29 protein-coding genes and 1 riboswitch (1 of these 30 cut by a window edge) are annotated in these 26,642 nt (G+C 52.6%); of the genes, 13 read left to right on the plus strand and 16 right to left on the minus strand.

Annotated features, from left to right (window positions below):
- The 3 genes in view from NSQ24_RS18665 to NSQ24_RS18675 are tightly spaced (at most 57 nt apart) and all read right to left on the minus strand, a layout consistent with a single transcriptional unit that may run on beyond the window.
- Positions 1-317 carry the 5' end (the start) of a fumarylacetoacetate hydrolase family protein gene (locus NSQ24_RS18665; RefSeq protein WP_003389228.1) on the minus strand. The gene continues 460 nt to the left of window position 1, outside the view, so the window shows 317 of its 777 coding nt (coding positions 1-317); its start codon is at positions 315-317; its stop codon lies off the left edge, out of view.
- Between the two features lie 57 nt (positions 318-374).
- Positions 375-1,574 (minus strand): tRNA uracil 4-sulfurtransferase ThiI, encoded by a 1,200-nt coding sequence (thiI, locus tag NSQ24_RS18670; RefSeq protein WP_327925902.1) that lies wholly within the window; start codon positions 1,572-1,574, stop codon positions 375-377.
- A gap of 19 nt (positions 1,575-1,593) precedes the next feature.
- The gene (locus NSQ24_RS18675; RefSeq protein ID WP_003389225.1) at positions 1,594-2,742 is read right to left on the minus strand and encodes a cysteine desulfurase family protein; all 1,149 of its coding nucleotides are present in this window, start codon (positions 2,740-2,742) and stop codon (positions 1,594-1,596) included.
- Between the two features lie 345 nt (positions 2,743-3,087).
- On the opposite strand from NSQ24_RS18675, the gene NSQ24_RS18680 reads away from it, so the two are divergent.
- Together NSQ24_RS18680 and NSQ24_RS18685 are read left to right on the plus strand one after the other, a co-directional pair.
- Positions 3,088-3,228, plus strand: a complete 141-nt coding sequence (locus NSQ24_RS18680; RefSeq protein ID WP_003389224.1) for a hypothetical protein — start codon at positions 3,088-3,090, stop codon at positions 3,226-3,228.
- A gap of 198 nt (positions 3,229-3,426) precedes the next feature.
- Entirely contained in the window at positions 3,427-4,656 is a 1,230-nt protein-coding gene (locus NSQ24_RS18685; RefSeq protein WP_081924427.1) for a LysM peptidoglycan-binding domain-containing protein, read from the plus strand.
- Between the two features lie 148 nt (positions 4,657-4,804).
- On the opposite strand, the gene dapF is transcribed toward NSQ24_RS18685, so the two are convergent.
- Positions 4,805-5,677: a diaminopimelate epimerase gene (gene dapF / locus NSQ24_RS18690; protein WP_003389222.1), complete on the minus strand. Its 873-nt coding sequence runs from the start codon at positions 5,675-5,677 to the stop codon at positions 4,805-4,807.
- A gap of 111 nt (positions 5,678-5,788) precedes the next feature.
- On the opposite strand from dapF, the gene NSQ24_RS18695 reads away from it, so the two are divergent.
- A complete protein-coding gene (locus tag NSQ24_RS18695) occupies positions 5,789-6,319 on the plus strand; it encodes an inosine/xanthosine triphosphatase (RefSeq protein WP_122957933.1) in 531 nt (176 codons plus the stop codon).
- A gap of 79 nt (positions 6,320-6,398) precedes the next feature.
- Here NSQ24_RS18695 and NSQ24_RS18700 read toward each other — a convergent pair whose 3' ends face one another.
- Positions 6,399-6,977, minus strand: a complete 579-nt coding sequence (locus NSQ24_RS18700) for a DUF456 domain-containing protein (protein WP_024982841.1) — start codon at positions 6,975-6,977, stop codon at positions 6,399-6,401.
- A 91-nt stretch (positions 6,978-7,068) separates the two neighbouring features.
- On the opposite strand from NSQ24_RS18700, the gene NSQ24_RS18705 reads away from it, so the two are divergent.
- Complete coding sequence (locus NSQ24_RS18705) at positions 7,069-7,668, plus strand: nucleotidase (protein WP_024982842.1); 600 nt, start codon at positions 7,069-7,071, stop codon at positions 7,666-7,668.
- 114 nt (positions 7,669-7,782) lie between these two features.
- On the opposite strand, the gene NSQ24_RS18710 is transcribed toward NSQ24_RS18705, so the two are convergent.
- The gene (locus NSQ24_RS18710) at positions 7,783-8,007 is read right to left on the minus strand and encodes a DUF1540 domain-containing protein (protein ID WP_003389218.1); all 225 of its coding nucleotides are present in this window, start codon (positions 8,005-8,007) and stop codon (positions 7,783-7,785) included.
- 107 nt (positions 8,008-8,114) lie between these two features.
- Here NSQ24_RS18710 and NSQ24_RS18715 point away from each other — a divergent pair, with 107 nt between their 5' ends.
- Positions 8,115-8,894: an SDR family NAD(P)-dependent oxidoreductase gene (locus tag NSQ24_RS18715; RefSeq protein ID WP_003389217.1), complete on the plus strand. Its 780-nt coding sequence runs from the start codon at positions 8,115-8,117 to the stop codon at positions 8,892-8,894.
- Here NSQ24_RS18715 and NSQ24_RS18720 read toward each other — a convergent pair.
- Together NSQ24_RS18720 and NSQ24_RS18725 are read right to left on the minus strand one after the other, a co-directional pair.
- A complete protein-coding gene (locus NSQ24_RS18720) occupies positions 8,814-10,175 on the minus strand; it encodes an MFS transporter (RefSeq protein ID WP_327925900.1) in 1,362 nt (453 codons plus the stop codon). The two genes, NSQ24_RS18715 and NSQ24_RS18720, sit on opposite strands and share 81 nt — an antisense overlap.
- Before the next feature lie 116 nt (positions 10,176-10,291).
- On the minus strand, positions 10,292-11,503 hold the full coding sequence (locus NSQ24_RS18725; protein ID WP_024982845.1) for an MFS transporter: 1,212 nt from the start codon (positions 11,501-11,503) through the stop codon (positions 10,292-10,294).
- Between the two features lie 168 nt (positions 11,504-11,671).
- On the opposite strand from NSQ24_RS18725, the gene NSQ24_RS18730 reads away from it, so the two are divergent.
- Positions 11,672-12,391: a helix-turn-helix domain-containing protein gene (locus NSQ24_RS18730; protein ID WP_035989775.1), complete on the plus strand. Its 720-nt coding sequence runs from the start codon at positions 11,672-11,674 to the stop codon at positions 12,389-12,391.
- A complete protein-coding gene (locus tag NSQ24_RS18735) occupies positions 12,363-13,688 on the plus strand; it encodes an MFS transporter (RefSeq protein ID WP_003389210.1) in 1,326 nt (441 codons plus the stop codon). The genes NSQ24_RS18730 and NSQ24_RS18735 overlap by 29 nt, the downstream gene beginning before the upstream one ends.
- A gap of 208 nt (positions 13,689-13,896) precedes the next feature.
- Here the strand turns inward: NSQ24_RS18735 and codY are convergent, their stop codons facing one another.
- Positions 13,897-14,679, minus strand: a complete 783-nt coding sequence (gene codY, locus NSQ24_RS18740; protein ID WP_031933103.1) for a GTP-sensing pleiotropic transcriptional regulator CodY — start codon at positions 14,677-14,679, stop codon at positions 13,897-13,899.
- Between the two features lie 255 nt (positions 14,680-14,934).
- Positions 14,935-16,176 carry a serine hydroxymethyltransferase gene (glyA, locus tag NSQ24_RS18745; RefSeq protein WP_031933104.1) on the minus strand — a complete coding sequence of 414 codons (1,242 nt, stop codon included), beginning with the start codon at positions 16,174-16,176 and terminating at the stop codon, positions 14,935-14,937.
- Positions 16,177-16,336: 160 nt separating this feature from the next.
- Positions 16,337-16,442, minus strand: a riboswitch (glycine riboswitch).
- Positions 16,443-16,639: 197 nt separating this feature from the next.
- On the opposite strand from glyA, the gene yjcZ reads away from it, so the two are divergent.
- Positions 16,640-16,738: a sporulation protein YjcZ gene (gene yjcZ, locus NSQ24_RS18750; RefSeq protein WP_141334129.1), complete on the plus strand. Its 99-nt coding sequence runs from the start codon at positions 16,640-16,642 to the stop codon at positions 16,736-16,738.
- A gap of 200 nt (positions 16,739-16,938) precedes the next feature.
- Here the strand turns inward: yjcZ and NSQ24_RS18755 are convergent, their stop codons facing one another.
- The 4 genes from NSQ24_RS18755 to NSQ24_RS18770 all read right to left on the minus strand — a co-directional run bounded on the left by NSQ24_RS18755 (position 16,939) and on the right by NSQ24_RS18770 (position 19,032).
- A complete protein-coding gene (locus NSQ24_RS18755; protein WP_003389205.1) occupies positions 16,939-17,715 on the minus strand; it encodes a sporulation protein in 777 nt (258 codons plus the stop codon).
- A gap of 124 nt (positions 17,716-17,839) precedes the next feature.
- Positions 17,840-18,319, minus strand: a complete 480-nt coding sequence (locus NSQ24_RS18760; protein ID WP_031933106.1) for a hypothetical protein — start codon at positions 18,317-18,319, stop codon at positions 17,840-17,842.
- Positions 18,316-18,627 (minus strand): YtrH family sporulation protein, encoded by a 312-nt coding sequence (locus tag NSQ24_RS18765; protein ID WP_003389202.1) that lies wholly within the window; start codon positions 18,625-18,627, stop codon positions 18,316-18,318. The genes NSQ24_RS18760 and NSQ24_RS18765 overlap by 4 nt, the downstream gene beginning before the upstream one ends.
- A 174-nt stretch (positions 18,628-18,801) precedes the next feature.
- Positions 18,802-19,032, minus strand: coding sequence for a hypothetical protein (locus NSQ24_RS18770; RefSeq protein ID WP_035979042.1), 231 nt, complete (start codon positions 19,030-19,032; stop codon positions 18,802-18,804).
- Between the two features lie 311 nt (positions 19,033-19,343).
- On the opposite strand from NSQ24_RS18770, the gene NSQ24_RS18775 reads away from it, so the two are divergent.
- The 3 genes from NSQ24_RS18775 to NSQ24_RS18785 all read left to right on the plus strand — a co-directional run bounded on the left by NSQ24_RS18775 (position 19,344) and on the right by NSQ24_RS18785 (position 22,440).
- Entirely contained in the window at positions 19,344-20,603 is a 1,260-nt protein-coding gene (locus NSQ24_RS18775; protein ID WP_339166362.1) for an MFS transporter, read from the plus strand.
- A 176-nt stretch (positions 20,604-20,779) separates the two neighbouring features.
- A complete protein-coding gene (locus tag NSQ24_RS18780) occupies positions 20,780-20,917 on the plus strand; it encodes a hypothetical protein (RefSeq protein ID WP_170208328.1) in 138 nt (45 codons plus the stop codon).
- A gap of 110 nt (positions 20,918-21,027) precedes the next feature.
- Positions 21,028-22,440 carry an HD domain-containing phosphohydrolase gene (locus NSQ24_RS18785; protein WP_003389199.1) on the plus strand — a complete coding sequence of 471 codons (1,413 nt, stop codon included), beginning with the start codon at positions 21,028-21,030 and terminating at the stop codon, positions 22,438-22,440.
- Between the two features lie 116 nt (positions 22,441-22,556).
- On the opposite strand, the gene NSQ24_RS18790 is transcribed toward NSQ24_RS18785, so the two are convergent.
- Together NSQ24_RS18790 and NSQ24_RS18795 are read right to left on the minus strand one after the other, a co-directional pair.
- On the minus strand, positions 22,557-23,063 hold the full coding sequence (locus NSQ24_RS18790; protein WP_003389198.1) for a hypothetical protein: 507 nt from the start codon (positions 23,061-23,063) through the stop codon (positions 22,557-22,559).
- Positions 23,064-23,081: 18 nt separating this feature from the next.
- Positions 23,082-24,161: a M42 family metallopeptidase gene (locus tag NSQ24_RS18795; RefSeq protein ID WP_003389197.1), complete on the minus strand. Its 1,080-nt coding sequence runs from the start codon at positions 24,159-24,161 to the stop codon at positions 23,082-23,084.
- Positions 24,162-24,329: 168 nt separating this feature from the next.
- Between NSQ24_RS18795 and NSQ24_RS18800 the strand changes: the two genes are divergently transcribed.
- Positions 24,330-25,175, plus strand: a complete 846-nt coding sequence (locus tag NSQ24_RS18800; RefSeq protein WP_003389196.1) for a GNAT family N-acetyltransferase — start codon at positions 24,330-24,332, stop codon at positions 25,173-25,175.
- Between the two features lie 66 nt (positions 25,176-25,241).
- On the plus strand, positions 25,242-26,528 hold the full coding sequence (locus NSQ24_RS18805; RefSeq protein WP_003389195.1) for an NAD(P)/FAD-dependent oxidoreductase: 1,287 nt from the start codon (positions 25,242-25,244) through the stop codon (positions 26,526-26,528).
- Positions 26,529-26,642: the final 114 nt, after the last annotated feature.

Consider the following 26,642-nt stretch of genomic DNA (forward strand, 5'->3'; position numbering starts at 1 on the left):
GTTAACCGGGGATAAATAATCGGTTCGCCCGGCCCTACAACCGTCGTCGACGGTTTTAGAAACATCAACGGCTCTTCGGGTGTTTCCATTCCCATCTCTTCAGCGTGATCGAAATAATTTACCCCAATGCAAACGACCTTGCTCGGCGTACAAGGGGCCAGCAGGGTTACCTCACTTAGCGGCAGCTCCAAACCGGTCATAATGGGCTTGGCTGACTGGACTTTGTAAATATCGCCCTCGATCACCCTTACCTTTTGCTCCTCTTCCACCATCCAGCCGTGCTTAACCTTGCCATTGCGTTCATACCGGACAATCATCGTTCTCCCCCCGATTTTCGTCTCCACATATTTAATGAAACCCGCTTACGCAAAAAACTAAAACAAATCGTTGATCACTTCGCGAGGTTTGGATGTAATCTCTTCAACCACCGTGCGCTTGACTGCGTCTTCGACCATCGCATCCACGTCCAATTTTTCTTCGAAGCGCTCTGCCATATACGGTTTTGGTCTCGTGACAGGTTTTTTCGGTGTAAAGATCGTGCAGCAGTCCTCAAAAGGCAGAATGGAGAGCTCATACGTATCGATCCTTCTGGAAATGTCCATGATCTCCGATTTATCCATGGCAATCAGAGGACGCAGAATCGGAATGGATACGACATCGTTGATCGTATTCATGCTCTCGAGTGTTTGGGATGCAACCTGCCCCAGGCTTTCCCCTGTTGCCAAGGCCAAAGCGTTGTTGTCATCCGCGATTCGCTCGGAAATCCTCATCATAAAGCGGCGCATAATCGTAATCATGTAGTCTTCAGGGCAGTTTTGCCGGATTGCCGTCTGAATATCGGTAAAAGGAACCACATGCAGCCGAACAGTTCCGCCCCATCTGGTCAGCTTATGGGCCAGATCCCGCACCTTTTCCAGCGAGCGTTCACTGGTAAACGGCGGGCTGTGGAAATGGATCGCCTCCAGCGTAACTCCCCGCTTCATCATCATCCAGCCTGCGACCGGACTGTCGATCCCGCCAGACAGAAGCAGCAGCACTTTGCCGCCGGACCCTACTGGCAAGCCGCCTGGTCCCGGGATGGTTTGGCAGCTAATGTACGTCCCCTCAGCCCGGATTTCGATATTGACGACTGCCTCCGGTTGATGAACGTCTACTTTAATGGCAGGGAGATTGCGCAAGATATGCGTGCCCACCATCCGGCTGACCTCCATCGAAGTTTTCGGAAACCGCTTGTCGGCACGCCGCGTTTCCACGCGAAAGGTCCTTGGCTCCGGCTGGATTTGCCGGATCATCTCCAGCGACTTTTCCTTAATCAGCTCTTCATCCGGCTCTACCTGAACCGTCGGACTGAAGGAAGAGATTCCAAATACCCGCTTCAGGCGTTCCATGACAGCCTGGGAGTCTTCTCCGTGAAGCTCCACATACATACGGCCGTAATTGCGGCGAACCTTAATCTTGTAAAAGGAACGCAATACACTTTTCACGCTGCGCACCAGCGCCTCTTCAAACAAATCGCGATTTTTGCCTTTCAGGGCCAATTCGCCGTATCGAATTAAAATAACATCGTAATTCATTGTCCGCTCCTTTGCATCGTTACACTTTTTCTTTCATATATGAGCGCATGCTGCCGACTTCCCTCACGGCAGCAATGAACTTTTCGACTTCTTCCGCCGTATTCTCTCTTCCCAGGCTTATCCGGATCGCTGATAAAGCCTGCTCTCTGTCCATTCCGGTCGCTGTCAGCACCCTGCTCGGTTCATCTGCTTTGGACGAACAGGCTGATTTCGTAGAGACGAGAAAACCGCGTTCCTCCAGGGCATGGAGTACAACCTCTGCCTTCATTCCGGGAAACGAGACATTGACGATATGCGGGGCACTTCCCTCTGCGGGAGTGTTGATCACGCAGCCAGATATGCTTGAAAGGCCTTCCCGCAAATATCGCGTTAACTCGCTCAATCGATCAGCATCGCGCTTTCCTTCCTCCGCCAACATGCGGATCGCTTTGGCCATGCCGGCAACCGCCGGAAGATTTTCGGTTCCCGACCGGAAACCGCCCTCTTGTCCCCCGCCCATCAGCAGCGGCTGGATGATCAGACCCTCGCGTTTAAAGAGAATCCCTGTCCCACGGGGACCATGAAATTTGTGAGCCGAAATGCTCGCAAGGTCAATGCCCCACTCTTTGACACGGAGCGGAAGCTTTCCAAAGCTTTGCACAGCGTCTACATGAAACAAGGTTTTCGGGAATTGTTTGAGCCATTCTCCAATTTCGGCGATTGGCTGAATCGTCCCGAGCTCATTGTTTACATGCATGACAGACACGAGTATCGTATCGTCTCGAACTGCTTTTTTGACGTCTTCGACGGACACCCGTCCATCGCGATCGACAGGCAGGAAAGTGACGGAAAAACCGAAGCTCTCAAGCTGCTTGCATACATCGTACACTGCAGGATGCTCGATGCTAGTCGTCACAATATGCTTGCCCCTGCCCTGATATTGAAACGCCACTCCTTTGATTGCGGCGTTGTTGCTTTCCGTTCCACCAGAAGTGAACAGGATCTCCGACGGTTTGCAACCGAGGTACTGAGCGGCTACCAGACGGGCCTGCTTCAGCACGTTTTCTGCCTCCAACCCTTTTTGATGCAGCGAAGAGGGATTACCAAAGTAAGTTTCCATCGCTCGTTTGACCACCTCAATCACTTGAGGATGCGGTCGGGTCGTGGCGCTGTTATCAAAATAAATCACCAGTCCACACCTTCCTGTTTGGCGATTGCCCAAAGTCTACCTTTCATCATAACACGACTTGTTTCTTTCCACATAGAGAGAAGCTCGCTACTTCTTTACTTTCCCCAGTTTTGGGGGCGGTCAGTACCTGTTTTCGGAAGCTAGCGAGAGGCTGTTAGGGAAAGCATTCATGACTTATGGCAAGATGGACGGCCTGCCTGTTACGATCAATTATTTTTTAATCGTCAAGAAACCGTCACAGTTACAAGCGCTTACATTCCCAAAGTGCTCTTTACAGGCGGCTGCCCCTTCGTTAAAATAGTCAGTAAATTTAGATAAAAGACAACGAAGAGGAGAGAAATCATCATGACTGCACAAGCAATGCAAGAGAAAATCCGCAAAATGGAAGCCGAATTGAAAAGACTTCAAGCGGAGCTGACAAAAATGAACCATGCGAAGATCGACAAAGCAGAAACAGCCTATCTAAATGAGGTGTACAACGGGTGACAATCCGTATCGTTGATTTCCGTTAGCGTGAAAGGACGCACTGTCTGTGCTGACTTTCACGCATTTTTTGTTTTCACGATCTGGGTACGTTTGCCAATCGGGGAAGCATTTATCCAATGCAAGAAGCTGTTTCCTCCATATACACTGTTGTTACACTATTTTCACAACAAGAGCTCAACATCAAGGAGGAAAGACACCATGTTCAGCACAGCTTGGAAACGCATGACCATCAGCTCGCTCCTGGCGCTCTCACTTCTTCCTGCCGCCAGCGCTTCCGCTCAGACGATCACAGTCAAAGCCGGGGATACCTTGGGGAATATCGCAGCAAGGTACGGTGTTACCGTTGCCTGGGTCAAACAGGTCAATCAACTACAGTCGGACATGCTCTTCGTGGGCCAATCTCTTTACATACCGCCAGTTTCCCCGGTATACACGGTTCAATCCGGCGATGTCCTGTGGAAAATTGCCGGAAAATTCGGTACAACCATTTCCGCTATTGTCGAGGCCAACAAACTGCAAAGCACAGACCTTCTCGTCGGACAAAGGCTTTTGATCCCTGTATCCGGGAATCCATCTGCTCCCCAAACCGGTTCTGTCTACACGGTCGTAAAGGGGGACATGCTGTGGAAGATTGCTGATCGTTTTCAAGTATCCATTCAAGCCATCGTGGATGCCAATCAGTTGAAGACGACCGAGTTGTGGATTGGGCAAAAGCTGGTCATTCCACAGAAACATACTGATACGCCCCCCTCTTCGGCGGGCAGCGAGAGTACATCGGCCACACCCGCCGATAAGACACCTGGTGCAGAGTCGCCTGCCGCCGAGGACAAGCCTTGGGTAACCACGACTTCCTACACGGTTGTCAAAGGGGATACGCCGTGGACGGTCTCGATTGCGTACGGGATTCCCCGGGACGAGTTTTTGCGGGTGAACAATCTGTCGGAAAACGATTTCCTGCAAGTCGGGCAAGTCGTAAAAATCCCCGTTCACCATATCCCGGTCACTTCTGCTCCGAGCGCATCCTACGGCGAATATCTGGACTGGTTTGAAGCCGCACAATACCTGTTTCCGATCAATGCTGTCGCCACAGTAACCGATTTTTACACCGGCAAAAGCTTTCAGGTGAAGCGGACCATCGGCGCATTCCACTCGGATACCGAGCCGCTGACGGCAAAAGACGCGGCGATCATCAAAGAGGTATGGGGCGGGACCTATTCCTGGAGCGTCCGTCCGGTACTCGTCGAAGTAAAGGGAAGGAAGCTGGCCGCCTCCATGACTTCTATGCCGCATAGCATGGAATACATAGCGGACAATGATTTCGACGGTCATTTTGACATCCACTTCCCAAACAGCCTTCGCCATAAAGACAATCAGGTCGACCCGGATCATCAGGCAGCGGTAAAAGTAGCGGCGGGTCGGAGCAGGTAGGACTTTGATGCGGAACTGACAAGTCGTCCCAGCATCGTTCCAGCAGAAAAGTCGTACGTACCAACAGGTTCTTCCATTCAAAATCCCGCCCTCGGCTTTTCGCTGAAGGCGGGATTCTTTACTTGGCATGTATCATGTCATTCGCAAATTATTCTGCGCTTCCCACCATCGGAAGCGGTTCTCCATACACACCTTGATACACTTCCGTAGCAGGGCCGGTCATATAGACGCGATTATCGCTCTCCCGCCACTCGATCAGCAAATCTCCGCCAGCCAAGTGAACGGTTACCGTCCGGTCTGTTTTTCCGCTGAGACTCGCGGCAACAGCAGCGGCACATGCCCCGGTCCCGCATGCAAGCGTCACGCCGGAACCGCGTTCCCACACGCGAAACAACAGCTCCTGCCGATTCAGTACCTGAATAAACTCGACATTGGTCCGCTCCGGAAACCACTCATGCCGCTCAATATGCGGCCCATATGCGGTTACATCCTCTTCCTTGAGCTCTTCTACAAACAGGATGGCATGGGGATTGCCCATCGAAACGGCAGTCATGGGAAACGTCCGTCCCTCTACCGTGAGCGGATACTCCACCACCTGTTCATCCGGATTCCCCGTCATCGGAATCGCGGAACGGGCAAACCGCGGCTCTCCCATATCAATCGTGACCAGCTCCACCCTGCCGTTTGCACCAAGCCGGACACGCGGAGTGACGATGCCCCCCAGTGTCTCCACGGTAAACGACTCCTTGTTGGTCAAACCGTGGTCTACGACGTATTTGCTGACACAGCGCAACCCGTTGCCGCAGTTTTTGGCTTCACTGCCATCATTGTTGAACACTCTCATGCGAAAGTCCGCCACATCGGAAGGCATAATCAAAATCAATCCGTCCCCGCCGATGCCGAAATTTCGATCACTTACCCTCCGGGCCAATTCCGGCAAATCGACTTGCTGGAGGGGCTCCTCAAAACAATTGACATAGACGTAGTCATTTCCCAGCCCATGCATCTTGGTAAATTTCATCGCAGGTTCCTCTCTCGTTTCGTCGTTCTTCTCCCCTCATGTTATCACAGAACATCCTTTCGTGGGACATGGTATACTACCCGTAACCGATACATGTGGAGGGTAGTTCAAATGGATTTTTCCGCACTGAAATACGCTTTGGGCACGAAAAACGAAGCGAAGGTAAAGGCGGTTCGGATGGCTACCGGCTCTGAACCGGTGTGCCTATCCGTTTCATCCGGCATATCCGGACAGCCTCTATCCGAGGAAGAAACGATCAAAGGCGCCATCAATCGGGCAAAAGCGGCCCGGCTCGAAGCAGGTGAAGGATTTGTCGGATTGGGATTAGAAGGAGGCCTTACGTTTGACAGTGTCCATACCAACCAATGGTATTTGATCTCCGTATGTGCCGCCTGGAACGGAGAACAGCTTTCGATCGGAAAGGGCCTTGCTTTTCCCATCCCAAGTGCAGCCGTGGATCGTATAAAACGGGAAGGAATCGAACTGTCTGCGGTGATCGACGAGTGGAGCGGCACTGCCGGAAGCAACCACCGTGGGGGCGCTTACGGTTTGCTTACCGAAGGCCGCATTCAAAGAGCCGAGGTTTTTCGTGACGCCGTACTCGCGGCTCTGACTCCATTTTTATCATCCTTCTATAAATAATTCCGTTCATACTGGGAGCGTACATTGCACCCCTGTAAAAAAGAAACACCCCTCCCAAGGGAGAGGCGGTCAAACAGGACTACCGGGCGACGTAATAGGGGTACACGATCAAAGCGCCAAGAACAGCTACAACCCCGATAATCATCGCCCACGTCCCGAGAGTACGGGCATCTCGGCGATAAGCAAGGTAACCCAGGACAAAGCCGACTGGCGCGATCAGGTACGGAAGCAAAAAGAGTGACAGGATGGATAGCCCAAGCCCCGTCATTCCAAGTCCGCTCGCGCCGTTTTCAGGGTCTGCCTTGGTTTCGGCAGATCGGCGGGTTCCACGGATCGGCTCCGCAATTTCGGCCGCCGTTTCAGTCTGGTAATCCTTTGCCGAACGCTCGACTGTATAATGGGGGTGTTCAGTTTCCTCCCTCGCTTGGGTCAGGTCGCCATCGAGGTTGGCATTCTGCTGTTCCCCATTGTACCGCTCGGTGCGTGTCAGCGGGTCGTAATCGATGTTCCGCTTGGCATTGTTGCTGTCAGGGTTAAACACAGCACCCATCCAGCTGTCCACAGCAAACTCCGTGTCCCGCTGATCCACCATTTCGGCGGGCCCGTTGTCTGCTTCCTTCCGCTCAGCATTCATACGCTCGTTTTCGTCGTACGCCATGTTAAGCTCAGCCCCTTTTTACAAGGATTGTGGTGAAGGAAGTAGCCTTATTCTCTGCCTTGGGTGTACAATTTAAACTGGAGGCGAGAGGATGAAACCAGAGAGAACCCTAACAATTGGCATTGATATTGATGGAACGGTCACGGAACCTAGCAGTATCGTGCCTATGATGAACGAGAGCTTTGGCAAACATTTGCGGTACGAAGACTGTTTTGTCTACAACCTGGCCGAGGTCTACGGCATTAGTGATGAAGCGTTTGCCGACTGGCTGGACAAGCATGGTGAACGTTTGTACGATGAAGCCCCTGTGCATGGAACGGCTGATCTGATCTTGCGTAGCTGGTTCAACCGCCATCGCCTGATCTACATCAGTGCCCGGGAGGCGCGCCACCGGGAAGTCACGCTCAATTGGTTCTCCCGGTACCGAATTCCTTTTCATGAGCTGGATTTGATCGGTTCTCACGACAAGCTTGCCGCTGCCCAAAGATGGAACGTGGACTTGTTCCTTGAGGACCGTTTGGAAAATGCTCTCCAGTTGTCCGAAGCGCTGGAGATTCCTATCCTGTTGTTTGATACCCCGTACAATCAGGGAACTCTGCCTGAGCTTGTCCACCGCGTTCATTCCTGGGAGCAGGTCGATGCCTTGGTGGAGTCGCTGCCGATCAAACGCCTCCTCGGCTCGCAATCATAGCTAAGCTGAAAGTAGACGTCTGAGCCGCCCCCTTGCCCGAGGGCGACAGGCAAAGGAATAGGAAAAGACGTATCACCAGCCGTGGGATACGTCTTTTTCCTTGCTACGATGGATTTACTTCTTTGCTGTTTTTTTCGGTTTGAAGGTGTGACAACAGGTTTGGGAAGAAGTATCTGCCTTGTCCTTGTGCTCGCTGTCATGGCCGTACTCGCCTGCAAACTCTTCTTTAAAGTTCGCATCCGCGTGCGCGTCGATTTCCACCATGATCATGTCGGCATTACAGTTGTTGCCCTCGCTCCAATACTCACAGTTGGCTACACTGCACTTTACTACTGGCATGTATATTCACCCCCTAGGGGCTATCCTTCACCACATGCCAACCACTTATACTTTCCATATATAGATTGACCTGTTTGCTAAAAAGAACCATCGAAGGGTGAGTATTCATGGATAAACGGCAAGTTGTCGTCATCACCGGCGCTACGGGAGGACTGGGCGGGGCGCTGGCTCGTCTGCATCTCGAACAAGGCGATCAGGTCATTGCCACCGGGCGATCGGAGGCAGGACTGACAGCCCTGCGCGAACAGTTGGGGAACCCGGACAACCTCCGCTGCTATTTGCTCGATGTCACCGACGCCGACGGTTGTGCCAAGCTCGCCGACTGGATCAAACAAAACTACGGAACGTGCGATCTTTTGTACAACAATGCCGGCACAGCCTTGTTTGCACCTTTTGCAGATATGGACCTGCAGCAAATCAAACAGATTGTAGACACCAATATATCGGGCCTGCTTTACATGACCCACGCCCTCTTGCCTCTGATGCTGGCGGCAAACTCCGGACACATCGTCAATATCGGCTCATTGGCGGGACAAGTCGCAACAGCCAAAGCGGCCGTTTACGCCGGCAGCAAGGCAGCCGTCAATCGGTTTAGCGAAGGGCTTCGCCACGAGCTGGCTGACACCGGTATATTCGTCACCAGCGTCCTGCCCGGCCCAATCGACACTCCATTTTTAAATCGGGCCGATCAGTCAGGCGCTTATCGGGGAAAGGTCGCCCGTTATCTGCTCACTCCGGAGGAAACGGCGAAGCTTATTCTCCGCGCTGTCAAACGCAAGCGGGATGAAGCAGCCATGCCCCGCCGCCTACACCTGCTCTCCCTTTTTTATCTCCTCCTGCCGAGCGGGCTGAAGCGTTTGGCCGCTCCCCTCCTGAACCGCAAGTAGCCCGGAAGAATCAAGCCCCCGCAGAAGCGGGAAGGCGAAAAGTCCAATTACGATACAAGCAGCAGACGCAGCTCCGAGAAGCCCCTGCAATCCGAGCAGCGGAATCAGCACACCGGAGATGCCGGCCCCCGCCGGCATCCCCGTTCCGGTAATGGTCCTCACACTCGTCAAGACACGACCCAGCATTTCAGAAGGAATGTTTTTTTGCAAATAGCTGCGATACATGATGTTGTAGGGGGTAAAGCTCAGCCCTGCCAACCCCATGGCGATAATGGCCACATCTGTTCGCGAAAAGAAAGCCAGCGGTAGCGTGGTGATTCCCCACAGGACAATGATCGAGGAGAGCGTGACGCCGGTAGAGATCCTCCAGGTGACCGCTGAGAACAGGACGGAACCGAGCAGCGCTCCTCCTGCCAGCGCCGACCACAGCAGACCGAGCGAAAGCGATCCTCCCTTCAGAAGCTGATCGGCATAAAGCGGCAGGGCAACCTCGACAGGGCCGTACGCCATGTTGAAGAAAAACGTAAACAGAATGAGCCAAACGAGCTGTGACCGTTTAAAAAGAAAGCGGTACCCGGTCAAAATATCGGCTGCAAGCGAGCGAAAAAATTCCCCCGGCTTGCCCGCAGCGCTTTGCTGAGAAGCATCATCCAGCGACTCAGCAGAAATGCGGTAAAAACAAAACGCGCATAGGAACATGGCACATGCATCTACCAAAAGGACCATGCTCTCTCCGATCAAGGCGATCAACATTCCTGCCAGGGCCGGTCCGAACAAACCGGTCATCTGCCACTGGCTTTCCATCAAGCCGTTTGCTCTTACCAACAGATTTTTGTCCGGAACCAGTCGGGGCAGAAGCGCCTGTGCTCCCGAGCTGCTGAGCGGCGAGAGCAGCCCCGCCATGATAATCAAGGCATAAACTGTCCACAGCGGCAGCGAATCCGACTGAAGCACCAGGACAAGCGCTATGTAAATCAAGCCGCGCAAAATGTTGTCCCAAATAATGAGTCTGCGCCGGTTAAAGCGATCCAGCAGCACCCCGACGACGAGACCTGCCGCGACCGATGAAAGCATGAACGCAAGAACGACGCCCCCCATCGCCACAGGCGAGCCCGTCTTTTTCATCACAAACCAGGAGAGGGCCATCCAGCCAAACGAATTTCCCAGCGAGGACAAAAACAATCCCGTCCAGTACCAGCGAAAACCGGAATGATTCCAAAGTTCCTTCACATGCATCTCCTCTTTTTTCCACTTTTTCAACCATTTTAATTTATAATACATACATTTTCAACTAGTATGTTTATTAAAATATATAAATTGATTAATTGGGAACAAAAAACACCTCTTTTGCGCCGATCATGCAAAAAAGGTGTTCCTGATAGGAGAATGTGCAACTGCTATACTGCTTCTTTTTTCTGTTCTTTAAGGCTCCGCGCTGCCAGAAGCCAAATCAGCCCGGCGATCACTCCAAAAATGGCCAAACCTGTGGAAACGAGCGAGCTCCCTGCTTTTTCCGCGCCGTAGCCTACGATCAGACAGCCCACCGCAAAGCTCCCCATCGTGAGCATCTCCCTGATCGAAAAGACCCTGGCCAGAAATTCCGCATCCGTCAAGCGCTGCAGACGAGTCACCGCCATGATCGAAGAGCTGAAGGAAGCAAAAGCGCAAAACAGGGTGGCCACCGCAAGCACCAGGATAGGCCCTGAATGGAACATCCCGTAGACGGAAAGGCTCATGGCTACCAAGGCCCAGCCAAGCGCAGTATTGACTCCCTTTTCTCCGGCCCGGTCTGCCCACCTGCTCACGACAACACCGGCCAATACTCCCCCCAGTCCCAGCGGTATATCAAGCAGACCGAAGACGTACAAGCCTTCTTTGCGCTCCTGCAAGATATGGAACATCAGCATGATGTAATACGCGCCGAGCATTCGTTCCGCCATTTGATACAGCAGCACAGACTTGATTTTCGGAACCGTGCGGATATAGTCAATTCCTTCCCGCAGTCTCGTGAAAAAGCCGATGCTCGTTTTCATCTCCGTGCCGCTGAGAGACGGCAGCTTTAACAGGATCAACAGCGAGACGAAATAACAGGCGGCGTCGAGGAGAAAATTAAATCGGTAGGAAAAATAATAGACCAAAAACGCAGCTACTCCCTGACAGACAATAATCAGAAAGGACGTCGTTCCTTGCAACAGCGAATTGGCTTGCAGTCTGTCCTCCTGCTTTACCGACTGGACGATGGCTACCTGCATGGCCGGTTGAAAAAAGGCGCTGCAGACGTTGACCAGAATTAACAGCAAAAAAACGGCCCATAGGTACGCGGGTGTCGTGATCCAGAAAAAGAGGCTGACCAGGACCCCCCGCAAAAAATTCACGATGATCATCACTCTTCGCTTGTCCCAGTTTTCCAGCAGTGCCCCTGAAAACAAGCTCGTGATTACATAGGGCAGCATCCGAAAAACCGTACCGGCCGCAAACGACAGGCCAGAGCCGCTGAGATCCTGCAGCAGACCCACAACCGCGATAAAGGTGAATTCATTTCCGACGATGTGAATGATGTGTGCCGCGTATAGACGGCGAAAGACGGGGTGTTTAAGAATCGATGACATGCTCTACTCTTGTCCTTTCACCGTTTTTTTCCGTATTGTAACACTATTTGTGAAAAAAAGCAGAATCCTCTTGCGCTACCAGTCATTCTGTTGTTACAATACGTTCAATAAAATTTGAACGTTTGAAAAATAACATACGTTCACTTCACATTGAAAGGTGGATTACGTTTGAAACGTTACATGGTCATCGAAAACCCGGAGCAACTGAAAGCAATCAGCGACGCCCTTCGGATGGAGATCATCAACCTGCTGGTCCGGGAAGAACAGACCGGCAAGCAACTGGCTACCCAGCTTTCCCTCTCTCCCTCCAAGGTGCACTATCATCTGAAAGAGCTGGAGCATCACGGCTTCATCGAAGTCGTTCGAACGGAAGAAAAAAACGGGATCGTGCAAAAGTTTTATCGCTCCAAAGCATACGACTTCAAAGTAAGCGACGCCCTCTTGCCGTCCCTCAAAAACGATACCGTGCTGATGCAGGAAACGATGCTGAACCATCTTCGCAGCAGCATAACCCGTCTGTACAATGCTCCGGAAGAGAGCTTCCTGTACTTTGCCGAGGAATCCAAACGGCCGCCGCTTTTTGGCTGCAATGGCGAGATAAAAGGCCCGCGGGATGAAATCAACGCATGGCTGGACAAATACCGCGAGCTCCTGAAGGAATTGGGCGATATTGAGGAAAGACACCTGCGCCGGATTGCCGCGGGGGAAATCGAAGATACGAATGAAGTATTTTATTTCGTCCACGTCGGATTCATGACGAATGAACGCGTTTACGTAGCGGAAGACGAGTCGCTGCCGGACGGCTATGAATTTATCAACGATACGACAGTCGGAAAAATTAGCAGGAGGGCTGACGCCAATGACGATGACGGCAACTCCGTCACCTAATCCGGTTCTCTGGCGCAACAGCCAGTTTCTCCGCCTCTGGATCGGCAATCTGATCTCAGCGTTGGCTGACGGCGCTTTTTTTATCGCCTTGTCCTGGTTTATCGTCGACAAGACCGGATCAGAAGCGGTTCTCGGGACGACACTGATGTGCATGTCCATCCCGCGCCTGCTCTTTATGCTGGTGGGGGGCGTCGCGGCTGACAAGTACAACCGAAAGTGGATCATGTTTGGCTCCATCCTGGCCCGCGGAGTTGTCCTGGGTGCCTTCGGCTTGCTGCTGCTGCAGGAAACCGGTCATTGGCTGCCTTATGCCGCGTATCTCACAGCCTTCCTGTTCGGTACCGTCGACGCTTTCTTCTGGCCTGCGAGAAGCAGCGTCCTGCCTTTTGTCGTCTCCCGCGAGCAGCTTGCTCCCGCCAACAGCCTTATGGAAATCGCACAGCAGATCAGCCTTGTCGGCGGTCCGCTCACGGCAGCGCTCTTGATGCGGTTGACCAGCTATCCCGCGACCTTTCTTGTCATGGCAGCCGCCTTTTTCATCGGTACACTGATCATTTCTACCCTTCGTCTGGAGCCGGCAGAGGAAATTGACACCTCACGCCAAACAAAAGAACCCTCCTTTTTCCGGCAGATTTTTGAAGGAATCCTCTTTGCCAAAACCATCCCGGTGCTGATGATCATCTTCGGAACCTCGCTGGTCGTAAACATGATGTTCTCAGGTCCTGTCAACATGGGGCTGCCGCTCCTCGTCAAGCAATTGGGCTGGGACAGCAATGCTTACAGCTCTCTGAGCACTTCTCTCGGAGTCGGCACGATCATTGGCGGAGTCATTACCGGCGCCTGCAATGGCTTTCGCGGACGCTTTCTGCTGCTTCCGTTCTTCCTCGGTCTGATGGGGGCAGGCATCCTTGCCGTTTCCTTTATGCATGTTCTGCCGTTCGGTCTGTCGATGATGCTGCTTGTGGGAATAACGATGGCGATGACCAACATCCCTTTGATTACCTACATTCAGACCATCGTCCCCGCCCACATGTTGGGCAGAGTCATGTCTTTGCTGACAACGATGTCCATCGGACTCGGTCCGGTCAGCTATGCCCTTTGCTCATTCCTGCTTGAAACAAAGATGTTGGAAGCCGGTACGCTGCTTCTCGTCGGCGGAATTGCTGTCGGCTTGCTCGGGATGAGTCTGATCCTGTTTCGCCACTTTAGGGAGGCGGAGCAGCATCCGCTATGGGCTCAGCAAGGTGCCAAAAAGCAGCAGGAGCAAGAAAAACCGCAAACCACGCTGTCTGTTTGACCGGGGCAAGGGAGGCAGGCGCGTTCGGGGCGTTTGGGGCGTTTGGGGCGTTTGGAGCCTTTGGAACGTTCAGAGCGTTCAGAGCGTTCAAAGCGTTCGGGGCGTTCAGAGCGTTCTGCGCGCCCGGCACACACGCTCCCCTCCTGCCTCTTTCCATCACCTGCAAAAAGAAAAACGCCCGATCCGCATTGGATTGGGCATTTTCGCTTTAGGACGTCTTCCACTTCGCCAATTCGGACGGGAATTTGTCGTTCAATACTTTGATGTAGGTCCCTTTCATCCCGAGAGAACGGGATTCCAGCACACCTGCACTGGCAAGCTTTCTGAGCGCGTTGACGATGACGGAACGGGTCAGTCCGGCCTGATCGGCCAACTGGCTTGCGACGAGCAGGCCTTCTTTGGCATCGAGCTGTTCCATGATTTTTTCGATGGCGATTTGCTCACTGTAGGAAAGGGAGGAAAGCGCGATTTTGGCAAAGGTCTTGTCGCGAACTTCATTTTCAATTTGTTCCGTGCGCTGACGGACAATTTTCATGCCGATTACGGTTGCCCCGATTTCGGCCAGGATCAGATCCTCTGTTTCAAAAGTGCCGTAAGCCCGCAGCAATACGAGGGTACCCAAACGGCTTCCGCCTGCGTTGATCGGAACGATGGTCGTCATCATTTGCGGGAAGAGCGGCAACAGCTCCTCTGGTACCATGCTGTACGGGCTTTGTACCCCCTCATTGGCCAGAGACTGATTGACTTCCAAAAGCTTTTGATTGTAGCCGTATGGCAGCATTGCGCCTGACCGGCCGTCCTGCCCCTGTCCGATGCCAAAATCCTCCCGAACCCCGTTTCCGAGAATCGTCCCGTCTGCCGTCACGATGTAGACGTTCGCGCCAATCACATCGGCCAGCAGCCGAGCCAGATCATGATACCCTACCCCGCTTCCTCCCATCGTCTTTTGCAGCATGACGTTAATCCTTCTAGTTTTCTCCAGTAAATTCATTCCATTTTTTCCTCCTTGCGGTTATGTATAGTCGCAGTATTGTCAGAAAAATCCCGGCTTATACATGCAAATCAAAAAATAGACAATAAAAGAACAGGCCCCTTATGGTTTATGCCATAAAGGACCTGTCCGTTCCACCATTCCCGCAGGAGCCGCTTCCTACTCTTCTGAAACAAACGCCATGTACTGTTCTGCAGAAAGCAATTCGCTTACTTCCGCCGGGTTGCTCAATTTGTAAATCATCGCCAGCCTCCGTCAGCGCAAAACTGAAGCGCGACTGTAAAGCGGATAGGCAGCACATAACTGACTGATCGTATCTCGAACGGACGGATCTCCTTTTCCTTTCAGAACAGCAGCAATCGATCGTCCGATGGTCTTCATTTCCGCTTCTTTCATGCCCCTTGTGGTGGCAGCGGCAGTGCCGATGCGAATCCCGCTGGTGACAAACGGGCTTTCCGGATCAAACGGAATCGTGTTTTTGTTGACAGTGATGCCCGCTTCTTCCAACAGCCGCTCCGCTTCCTTTCCTGTCAGTCCGAAGACGCGAACGTCGAGAAGCAGCAGGTGATTGTCCGTGCCCCCCGAAACCAGTCTCGCTCCTTCTTCGAGCAAGGTCTCGGCGAGAGCCTTTGCGTTTTTCACCACTTGCTCCGCGTAGCTCTTGAACTCGGGCTGCAGCGCTTCTTTAAAAGAGACTGCCTTTGCCGCTATGATATGCATCAGCGGCCCGCCCTGAATACCTGGGAATATCGCTTTGTTTACGCCCTTTGCGATCTCCTCGTCATTCGTTAACACAATGCCGCCGCGCGGTCCTCTCAGCGTCTTATGCGTGGTACTTGTCACGACGTCAGCATGGGGAACGGGCGAAGGATGCACGCCCGCCGCCACCAAGCCGGCGATATGAGCCATGTCTACCATCAGCTTTGCTCCTGCCTGCTCGGCGATCTCGCGAAAGCGGGCGAAATCAAGCGTCCGCGAATAGGCGCTGCCGCCTGCGATGATGATCTTCGGCTTTTCCCGGCGGGCAATCGCTTCCACTTCGTCATAATCGATCAGGTGATCCTCTTCGCGGACCCCGTATGCCACGACATTAAACCACTTTCCCGAGAGGCTGACCGGACTTCCATGCGTCAGATGGCCACCGTGCGACAGATTCATTCCCATGAAGGTATCTCCCGGCTGCAGCAGCGAAAAGAACACGGCCGTGTTCGCCTGTGCGCCGGAGTGAGGCTGGACATTGGCGTAGGCTGCTCCAAACAGCTTTGATACCCGCTCGATCGCCAAGCGTTCGACTACATCCACGTGCTCGCAGCCGCCGTAATACCGCTTTCCGGGATAGCCTTCCGCATACTTGTTGGTCAGAACCGATCCCATGGCGTCCAAAACGTCCTGACTCACAAAGTTTTCCGATGCGATCAACTCCAGCGTCCCGAGCTGGCGCTGGCGTTCCGCTTCGATCGCTTCAAAAATTTCCTTGTCGTGATCCTGCAAGCTCATCGATATTCCTCCCTTGGCTCCCATCTTTCCCGAACGCAAAAAAGGACAGGGGAAAGATAGATAGCACGTAATCTACCTCTCCTCTGTCCTTTTACCTGAGAGTTTAACTCCTGACACGGGAGTCTTCCCCTTGGGTGGCTGTTCGCTCTCTCCAGAGGTGCGTCCAATTGTGGTACCTTGTACCTGAGAGATTCTTTCCCAAGGATTTTTGGGACTTGCTCCTTCGGTGCCGGGCGCTTCGGTCCGGTCTCTCCCACAATCGTCATCCGCTCTATGCAATTACTTCGAATCATACGTCAAGGGATTCAACATTGTCAATAATATTTCGAATAGAATAGCAATTGTTCTTGAGAATGATCCAGTCTGCGGCCTGTCGCCCAAAATGGGTAGTCGCCCTAACACCGAAAGGCCCGCCCGTAAATACGATAGCAGGGAACCCATTCAAACAAAGGAGGATGCTTGCATGAGTAGTCTGTTCAAGAGCGGCGGGTTTAACGGTATCGGTCTTATTCTGGTGCTGTTTATTCTGCTCTCGATTGTCGGATGTTCGGAAGATTGTTAGCAAAGATTGCAAACCGTTCGCTTCTTCATGGATGATTGATTGGGCAGACCGTGGGCGAGCTCCCATATCGTTATAAAAACGCGGGAATTGAACTGCACCTCCAAATGTTAGCTGTGCCTAACAAATGGGGTGCCGTTCACACTCCCGCGTGTTTTTGTCAAATGCGTATTGGTTTTTTCAGAGCGTGGCTTGGCCTTTTGCTAGTGAATATTCCGACGGATGATTTCTTCGATCCCTTCGGCAATCGCCGAGACCGGTCGATGCAAATCAGCCTGGGTCAGCCGGAAACGGGCGTAGCGTTCGTCCAGATTGAAGGCTTCCTGAAAGGCTCCCAGAAAACCGCGAGCTCGTTTGTCCATTTCCAGAAGAACCTCCAGTTCTCCCTCCTTCAAATAAAAGACGGCCTCCAGCTCCTCCAGTCGGCTGCGGTAGGGGCCTGTCGGACGGAACTCAAACTCCTGCACAAATGGGTAAGAGCGCCCGAGATGACGATTGTATTCGCAATCCACTTTGAATAATTGAAAGCCGAGAGACTGAATCGCGTCCAGCACTTTTTCCATCAGCGGATGCGGCCGAACCTCGATGAAGTCTGAATCTCCCGGATCGATGGCATTTTTAATGTCCAGTCCGGTACGCAGGTACACAGGCTGCCGTCCCATCGTAAGCGGAGTCTCGTACGGAAGCTGGAAGGAAAACGGAATGACCTTCTTTTCCTTCGGGTTCAGCACGAACCGTTCAGAAAGACGGTACTTGCCGAGCGTGCATTCTTCCTTTACCTTGCGATCATTTGCCTCGCGCTCATAATGCGTGACGACGTACATATAAATTTCGTCCACATCCTGTGCAACATCGCCACCTGTGATGTGGACCTCACCTCTTACCCATTCTCCCGGGATCAACGAATCGTTCTCCAGGCGGGCATCTACTTGGGCAGCCCCGATACCTACGCTTGCCAACAGCTTTTTAAACATTGACATGGACTCATTCTCCCCTTACCAACGCATCGATTGCCTTGCTTTTTCATGCAGTGAGAAGCTTCTGTACCTTTTATACGGCGGGTCGCAATAAAAGTTTCGCTGCCGAAAATAGATTTCCCGATCTTCATATATCCTCGCGTTTTACTTCAGCAGTCACGAACAAGTGGAGAATCCGGCTGATCGCCACCGTTTTGACGCGCACCTCGACCATCGTTCCTTCGATGATGTACTCTCTTCTCCGCAGCATTTCATGGAGCATCTCCTGGACTTCTGCCACCTGCTCGACTTTTTTTCCTTTCAGGGAAGCCAAGTCTTTTTCCAACTGCCTTGTCATTTGCAGTTGAATCGTTTCATGCAGCTTTGAATCCAGGACGGTGACCCGAATCTCATCGATGACCACCTCTTGTTTTCTCCGGGCCACTTTTTCCGACTGCTTCAAGCTCTGATTTTCCTCCATCAGCTTTTCGTTCAGCAGTTCCAGACTGCGCTTGACAAGCATCATCTGCTCCATTTCCCTGCCGTAAATAAACAGCATTCCCGACCCGCCGAGAATGGCGCCTATGAGCAGGAGAGCTACGTAACGCTTCCACAACATAACCTTCATGAACGCACCTGGACCAGCCATTGAATCGAAATCGTCCCCATATGTGCCCCGAGGAAGGCGACAACGATCATGACAAGCTGTTTGAACACAGGCGAAAAATTGCCCGCGAGGATTTTTTCGATCTGCAAAAAGGAGTCAAACGTTCCGCCCAAGGCACCTACAAGGCCCCATATTTTCAATTGGTCAGCCAAATCATGAATGGACCAGAGCGGCGGCTTTTCATTTAAAAAAGCGCCCAATCCACCGCACAGGGAACCGCCGACCACAATGCCGTACGCCACAAAAAAGGTTAAAATGACCTGCCCCATCTCCATCCCTCCGGCTTGACAGCGTTAGTCTATCCCTACGCCGGAGGCTGGACAAATATGAAAGGCTATATGTCCCTAGCTATATGTCCCTAGCTATATGGCTCCCAGCCAAACGGCTCTCACACACGCAAAAACGGCATGCCGCCAGCGACACGCCGTTTTTGTATGCAGCCCTCAGCCTCTTCTCCCTCGTCCCCTCATTCGCCGAAGTCTCTTTTGAATTTGCGCGGAGTTCATCATCATCAGATCCATGAACAGATTGACCATATTGGGATTGTGCAGAACCTGCTGGAATACTTCCGGATTTTCCCGAAACCACTGTTCATTAGCCTTAACCCAGGATCGAAACCCGTCATTTCTTTTGTAATAGCGGTTTAACCGGCGAATCGGACGGTATGCACTCACCTTTAATCGATCCCTTCGTCGAAGAAAATGGAGAGGAGAAAGATGATCACCAGAATCCAAATCACTACTTCAAACCCTTCGTGATTTGCAAAAAAGCCTCTCACGTTTGTCCCTCCTTGTTGACGCAACCTTGCACCATGTATGCCCACAGTTTTTTTACAGTATAGGTATATGTCGAGAGGCACCCGTTGGATTGGACGAAAGCCTGTTATCCCTTCAATTCCGCTCTCGCCTATTTTCGGGTGCATAGACTGGCTACGGGAACATGCATACTAGGGGAAGATTGCCGAAACGAAAGAGGAGGCGGCTCTATGACCGTTGCGGCAGGAAAGCTATGGCGGAACAAAATATTTGCACTGCTGCTCGTCCTGGTTTTTTTCATGCACCTGGCCTCCTTTCTGATCGTGCCGATCTTTCCCATTTTCCTAAAAAAAGCCCGTGCCCTCTCTCTCGGACAGGTCGGCATCATTCTCGGTGTCGGCAGTATCGCGTATCAGGCGGGCAGCCTTTTGGGAGGTCCTCTGTCCGACCGTCTCGGCCGGCGCTCGATCATGCTGGCGGGAGCACTGCTCCAGGCTGTTGCGATGCTCGGCTACCACTACAGCGACAGCTACGCCGCCTTGCTGTTTTTCTCAGGTGTGAACGGACTGGGAGTTGGATTTCTGGCACCGACAATCAAAGCATTGCTCGCTGACACCGTAGACAACACCCAGCGGACCGCAGCTTTTTCCTGGAGAGGGACTTTCGCTCACCTCGGCATTATCATCGCGGGCCTGACGATCACCTGGATGACCACCAAGGATCTGTATCCGTTTGTCTTGGCCTCGATTGTTTTTTTGCTGCTTGCTGCCGGCATCCTGTTTACCCTGCCGAACGACCGCTGCGTCGGACCTGATTGCAAACGCACGCCCTTATCGGAGTACCGGCATATTTTCCGGCATCGGAGCTTTTTGCTCTTTTCCGGACTCTCTCTATTGATCTGGGCCTTTTATGCCCAGTTCACGCTGGTGCTGCCATTGCGCGGCGAGTACGTGCTGCATTCCGCTCATTTGATCGGGCTGATCTGGACGATCAATTCCGTAAGTGTGGTGCTGCTTCAGGGGCTGATTTCCCGTTTTGTGCTTCTGAAAATCAATCCGTATTTATCGCTCGTTGCGGGAATCCTGATGATAGGCGCCGGTTTGTTCGGCATCGGGTTCGCGGACCGCTTTGCCACGCTGAGCGCTGCTGCCGTCCTGTTCATCATCGGGGAAATGCTTCTGATGCCTGTGCAGGACAGCCTCGTCGGTCACTTTGCCAAAGAGGAATGGCTGGGGGCGTATTTCGGGATTGCCAACTTTGTATCGGGTATCGGCACCGCCATCGGCACAACTGTTGGCGGCACACTCGTAGAGCGATTGGGCGGGGTCAAGAGCCCCTATCCGTGGGTGGTGTACGCCATTACGACAATCATTCTCGCTGTCGTTATGGGATTGTTCGCTCTCTACGCCATGCCGCGTCACAAGCAGGGAAGCGAGGCCGCAGGGCCGATCCAGTCCCGTTTTATGCCTAAAAAGGAGCGTGTCAAATAAAGATGGATGAACGGACACAACAAGATGGTCCCCCCATTCAGGAGGAAAAGGTGCAACTGCTTCAGCGCATCCCCCTGTCTTCTCTGCTCATACAGGCTGAGGACAACATCCAGGATCGACAGTTTGCACGCTGGCGGGCATCTAACCGCCAGCAGTGGATTTTCTAGGAGGTCATGATGGACGAATCGAAAAAGCGCTTCTCCAATAACCAAGAGGTACGAAGCGAAGACAACAGACAGCCTCGTTCCGTGCAAAATGATCAGCCGGGGTACGGGAATAAAAAACTGGAGGGACCAAACCGCCCTTCTACATGACTTGAAAGGGATGGCGATCACCATCCCTTCCTCTATTTTTTTCGACATTATTCGTGAATTTATTGAAGGTTAAAGCGATTTCGCCTATTATGAGGAGGAAGAATACCAAATTGCGGAAAGGACGTAGCGCCTTGCCTTCGAAAACGACGCAAACGACCATAACGCGCCTTTATCCATTGTTCCTTATGTTGCTTCCTATCATCTTTTCCGTAATCGTGTTCTTCGGTTACTCCCAGACAAAGCTTCTCTACTACCAGAACGAAGTACAAGCGATGGACCGACAGTTGAACTCCGTCTTCCAGATACTGAGCTTGTTTGACAAACGGGTCAAAGACAACTCGATAACTCGCACAGAGGCTCAAGAGAGTGCCAAGAAATTGTTGGCCGGAACCAGGCTCCCGGACGGAACCCGCAATACCAACGATGTGGAGCTGACCTTGAGTTCGGGAGATGCCTTTATCGTCTTTAATTCGCAAGGCAACTTGCTCGTGCACCCGCATCTGGAAGGGCAAAACATGTTTCAATTGTCCGATGCTGATGGGCGGACACTTGTTCGTGAAGTGCTGCATAAAGGAAAAACCGTTATTACATACCCGTCATTGGACCCGACTACCGAGACGCGCGACACGAAAATCGCCGTAGCACGGTATTTTCCCGAGTGGGACTGGCATGTAAGCCTGACCACAGCCGAGTCGGACTTCTACCATCAGCTTTCCTTGTTGAAATCTTTACTGGTTTTATTGGTTCTTGGCAGCTATCTGATCACCGCATTTCTTTTTTATAACACGAAGCGGAAGGACAAGGCGCTGCTCAGCTCCACTCTGCGCGGCCAACAGCTCGCGGAGACCAATCAAGGCATTTTGAAAACATTGGCCGTCGCCTTGGAGGAAAGGGATTCGTATACATCGGGCCACTCCCAGCGAGTCGCTTTTTACATGCGGGTCATCGGCCAAAGCATGAACCTGGATGAAAAAACGTTGGATACGATGTACACAGGCGGACTTCTTCACGATATTGGCAAAATCGGCATTGAGGACAGCATACTGCTAAAACCGGGCCGCCTGACAGATGAAGAGTATGAAATTATCAGATCTCATCCGATACGCGGCGAGGCTTTGTTGAAAAGGCTGTACGCCGATGCAGGCAGGCAAAACTCCGCTGAAATTGACGCCATTTTATGCATAACACGCCATCATCATGAGCGCTACGATGGAAAAGGGTATCCTGATCAGCTCGCGGGCGAGGAAATTCCGCTGCTGGCAAGGGTGGCCGCAGTCGCAGACTCGTTTGATGCCATGACATCCTCCCGCGCATACCGAAAAGGGCTCTCCTATTCCAAAGCTTGCGACGAGATTATTCGCAATGCCGGTACACAATTTTGCCCGGAAGTAGTGGCTGCCTTTTTTCGGTGCATGACAGAAGAAACCTTCTTCCATGCTCACCACATCTCGCGAGTCACTGAAATGATTGACCGGATTCATGATAAAAACGGAATGCCCTATATCCATCGCGTCAGCAGTTGAATGGATGTGCGAAATCCATACTCTTTTGCTGCTTTGAGCATAAAGAAAGCCATTTGGCCAAAGGAAACGGCTAAATGGCTTTTGTTTTTCGACGCCGGGCTGGCAATCGGGAATTTTTAATCCAAACGAACTAATTTATAAGGAAGATGAAGCTCCTCCAACTTTGCGAGAAAAGCTTCGGCTTCCTCCTGCGGCGCGATGAGCTGCAGATAGCGGGAGAAGTAGAACACAATCCGGTCTGTCTCGTTCTCCTGCAGCCGATAATGCGGAAACGTGGAAATATCGGTCAGCGTATAAAAGAAATCATACCGCTCAGCCGTCATCGGAGCCCGAAATTGTCTGCTGACAATCACATCGCCGCTCCGGTTTTCGCGTATGCTGTCTCGCGTCGCCCCCAAAAAAACCAGCCACTCCGCAGAACGCTTTGCCCCCCAATTGTCAGCGAGCATCTGATCATTGTACTCGATTTCCAGATGGGTCAGGCGTTGACGGACGCTTTCCAGCATGGCCATCAACACTTTCCGCACAGCCAGATTGCTCGGCGAAAACTTGTTATCGTAAATGTTGTACTCGTACGAGGTCTGTTCACCCTGCTGTTTTACATAAAGGGTTATGGCCTGCATCGTCCTGTTCCTCCTTCCCTATCGCGGCAGGATGCTTTCATATGTCGCTTTATCAAGCCTCTTTACAGCGGCAAAGAGAAGCTTCCTCGCTGCCTCATAGTCATCCCGGTCGATGATTGCCGCATGACTGTGAATGTAGCGGGACGGAATGCCGATCACCGCAGACGGTACCCCTGTGCCATGATATTGGACGACGCCCGCATCGGTGCCCCCTTTGGCGATGTAGATCTGGTAAGGGATGTTTTCTTCTTCACAGACAGAGATGAGGAAATCGCGCAGGTTGGGCGACATGATGTACATCGGATCATACAGCCGCATCAGAACGCCGCCGCCTAGTTTTCCTCCGCCTTCTCTTACTCCGGGAATGTCGCCCGCCGGACTGGCGTCCACCGCCAGGAACAGGTCCGGGTCAATCATGCCGGCCGCGGTCTTGGCCCCCCGTGTACCCGCGACTTCCTCTTGCACGGTCGCTCCGACATAGACTACATTGGGATGATCGCGATGCTCGTGAAGCTCTTTGGCCAGCTCGACAGCGAGGCTGCAGCCGTAGCGATTGTCCCACGCCTTTGCCATGATCCGTCGCGGGTTGGCCATCTGGGTGAGCGGGCATACCGGAACGATCTGCTGCCCCGGACGAACTCCCGCTTTTTCCGCCTCCTCGCGGGAATCGGCCCCGATGTCAATGTACATGTTGCGGACATCCATCGGGCGATTGCGCTGGTCGTCGCTCAGTACATGCGGCGGGATCGAGCTGATGACCCCTTCGATCGCTCCCTGCGGCGTAATCACCTGTACCCGCTGAGCAAGCAGAACCTGTCCCCACCAGCCGCCAACGGTCTGGAACGACAGAAATCCTTTTTCCGAAATGCGGGTGACCATAAACCCGACCTCATCCATATGTCCGGCGACCATAATTTTCGGTCCATTTTCGTTGCCGCGCATGACTCCAAACATGCTTCCCAGACGATCATGAACAATCTCATCCGTATATGCTCCTATGTATTCCCGCATAATCGCGCGCACAGGCCCTTCAAAGCCGGATACGCCCGGTGCTTCCGTCAGTCGCTTCCATAGGTTCCATTGAAACTGGTTTTCCATACCAGTACCCCCTTCTCTCGTACATCCCTTTTATTATTGATCAGGGACTGCCGGGATGCAACCTGCCATCCCGTACTGCAACACCCGATGTGCAGGAATCCCGAATTCCCGGAGCGAATGGTTAACTGTCACATGCTATGGATACGGAATGGAAAGGAAGGCACGCCGATGAATATTACCTTTCGAAAATTGGCAGAGAAAACGGATCTGGAAAAGCTGGAGGAACTGGAGAGTGCAGTCTGGAGCGAATCATCTGTCGTTCCTAGCCATATGACCTTGACACTGGCCAAATTCGGCGGATTGTTTCTTGGCGCCTTCGACGGCGACCGCATGATCGGCTTTCTCTACAGCTTTCCCGGCTACACGGATCAGGAGCTGCATCTCTGCTCGCATATGCTCGGCTTTTTGCCTGAATACCGGAAGCAAGGCCTGGGGGTGCAGATGAAATGGATGCAGCGCAGCGAAGCACTGGCGGAGGGCTACCGAAGGATTACCTGGACCTACGACCCGCTTGAGACGGTCAATGCCTACCTGAATCTGGTCAAGTTGGGCGGCGTGGTTCATCGCTATATTCCAAACTGCTACGGAGAACTGGCAGATGATATGAACCGGGGTCTGCCGACCGACCGTTTTTTACTGGATTGGCATATCGCAAGCGACCGCGTCATGCAGCACCACGCCGGCAAAAGCGTTCGACCTGACGCCAGCGGGCTTCCGGCCGTCCTTTTCTATCAGGAGAAAAACGGTGTCGTGCAGCCAGCAGGAATACATCTGGATCAATCGGAGGAGCGCTTGTCGCTTCCTGTTCCTGCGCACTTCCAGGCCGTCAAACAGGCGGATATGGGAGCAGCCGCTGCCTGGCGGGAAGCCACGCGCGAGCTGTTCACTCACTACTTTTCCAAAGGGTACATCGTAACCGGGATTTGCCGGCAGCAGTCGACCGCCTCTTACATTCTGGAAAAGCGTTCCCTTGAAGACGTGCTGCAAGGTGAGAGGCTTGCCGGGGCAAAATAGGCTCGCTCCTTTTCCTGTGCTACAATAGACGTACAATCATACCCTAAGAAAAAAGGACGAGAACTGATGAAGGCTAGTCACTACGATGTCATCGTCATTGGCGGCGGTCCCGCCGGACTGATGACTTCCATTGCCGCTTCTTCCCAGGGGGCCCGTGTCTGTCTGGTGGAGAAGGGCAACAAGCTCGGACGCAAATTGATCATTTCCGGAGGCGGCCGCTGCAATGTTACGAATGCCAAGGAGCTGGACGAGCTGATCAAGCAAATGCCCGGAAACGGACGCTTTCTGTTCAGCGCACTCTCTCAATTTAACAATCAGGACATTATCCGGTACTTTGAAGAGCTGGGCGTTGCCTTAAAAGAAGAGGACCGCGGGCGCATGTTTCCCGTCACCGATAAAGCTGTGACGGTGGCGAACGCTCTGATCGAGCGGATCAAAAACCAGGGTGTCGAGCTTCGCTTAAACAGTCCCGTGGAGAAAGTGCTGTACGAGAACGGCCATACGGACGGCGTGCTATTGAAAAGCGGCGAGCATCTGAAAGCACCCTGTGTGGTAATCGCGGTAGGCGGATGCTCCGTTCCGCAGACAGGTTCTACTGGAGATGGCTACGAATGGGCGCGGGATGCCGGTCACACCATTACCGACCTGTATCCTACCGAAGTGCCGCTGATTGCTGCCGATTCCTTTATCCGGGACAAATCGCTGCAGGGCTTGTCGCTTCGCGAAGTGGAATTGACTTTGTATGATCCGAAAAAGAAAAAGAAGGTCAGTACGCAGGAAGGCGACATGATTTTTACCCATTTTGGCATTTCCGGCCCTGCTGCCCTGCGTCTGGGACACTATGTCTCCGTCACCCAGAAGAAACACGGCCAGGTCCCGCTCCCTCTGACGATTGACCTGATGCCTCACAAGCATCTTGACGAAGTTGCCGAAGAGAGCTGGCGCTTGTTGGAGGAGCAGCCCAAAAAGGCTGTGAAAAACGTCTGCAAAGGCTATCTGCCGGACAGACTGATCCCGATTCTTTTGTCCATGGCGGGCATTTCCGAAGAAACGACGCTGAGCCACATGCGCAAACAGCAGTGGAGAGAGTTCGCCCAGTTGATCAAAGCGTTTCCGTTGACGATCACCGGCACGCTTTCTTTGCAGGAAGCGTTTATTACCGGTGGAGGTGTCAGCGTCAAGGAAATCGATCCACGGACGATGCAATCCAAGCTGATGCCGGGACTCTTCTTCGCGGGAGAGGTGATGGACGTCCATGCTCATACGGGCGGATACAACATTACCATCGCTTTTTCCTCGGGATATGTCGCTGGTACGCATAGTGCCCAAGCTGCGCTGGAGAAACGCGGATAAAATTTCTACAATTTTTTCTCGAAGAGGTTTAGGCTTTTTCTATACGGGGAAACTAGCTTGTGGGTACTCTTTTTCGAAGAAGAGTGAATGGATTTCTACTCCCCCTAGCAGTAG

The sequence above is a fragment of the Brevibacillus sp. FSL L8-0520 genome, assembly GCF_037963895.1.
Classification (GTDB): Bacteria; Bacillota; Bacilli; order Brevibacillales; family Brevibacillaceae; genus Brevibacillus; species Brevibacillus borstelensis.